1 protein-coding gene is annotated in these 303 nt (G+C 56.8%); it reads right to left on the bottom strand.

Annotated features, from left to right (window positions below):
- The coding region (locus AM629_RS21635) for a reverse transcriptase domain-containing protein (protein ID WP_268794995.1) at positions 1 to 303 on the bottom strand (303 nt) is incomplete at both ends.

Genomic DNA, 303 nt, shown 5'->3' with positions numbered 1-303 from the left:
CGCTCCCATGGGCGCGCCACCGCGCTCTTCTTCTCATTTACCTTCAGCTTCAGTTTGTTCTCAAGGAACTCACTGATATCCTTCAGTATATGTTCGCACGCTTTCCGGCTGCTCACGTAGATATTGCAGTCGTCCGCGTAGCGACAGAAGCTGTGTCCACGACGCTCCAGCTCTTTATCCAGCACCATGTTCGACAGCAGCGGCGACAGCGGACCGCCCTGCGGCAGCCCCTCCCCCCGTTTCTCCCTTTCTGCGCCTGTCGCCATGTCCGATTTCAGGTAGCGGCGTATTAACTTCAATACC

It is taken from the genome of Photorhabdus heterorhabditis, assembly GCF_001280945.1.
In the GTDB taxonomy this organism is placed as follows: domain Bacteria; phylum Pseudomonadota; class Gammaproteobacteria; order Enterobacterales; family Enterobacteriaceae; genus Photorhabdus; species Photorhabdus heterorhabditis.
The sequence above is the reverse complement of the archived record's forward strand: the minus strand, read 5'-3'. Positions and strand labels throughout refer to the sequence as shown.